This window comes from Bartonella sp. AP58NXGY, from assembly GCF_042195785.1.
Lineage (GTDB): Bacteria > Pseudomonadota > Alphaproteobacteria > Rhizobiales > Rhizobiaceae > Bartonella.
This window is the reverse complement of the sequence record NZ_JBHIOY010000186.1, coordinates 1-299: the sequence shown is the minus strand read 5'-3', so window position 1 is coordinate 299 and position 299 is coordinate 1. Positions and strand designations below refer to the sequence as shown.

1 protein-coding gene is annotated in these 299 nt (G+C 40.8%); it reads right to left on the bottom strand.

The window, feature by feature from the left end; all coding sequences use genetic code 11:
• On the bottom strand, window positions 1-245 hold a 245-nt coding region (locus tag ACFINC_RS10345), incomplete at its 3' end, for an HPr family phosphocarrier protein (RefSeq protein WP_375617156.1).
• Window positions 246-299 lie beyond the last annotated feature (54 nt).

Here is a 299-nt window from a genome sequence, read left to right as displayed (position 1 = left end):
GCATCTGTTGCTTCTGGTCCCCAAACGCGAATGGTGAGGTTGCATCCAGATGAAGCTGCTAGCATCATAAGTCCCATAATTGATGACCCACCAACGATTTTTCCATCCTTTTCAACTTCAACAGTGGCGTTAAAATTGCCGACAGTTTGTACAAATTTTGCAGAAGCCCTTGCATGCAACCCACGTTTATTACAGATATTGAAATGACGGCTTATTTGAGAGGGAAGGGCATCTTTAGAAAGCATCAGTATTGTATCATCCGCTATAAAATCATACTTGGTACATTAATATATTTACGC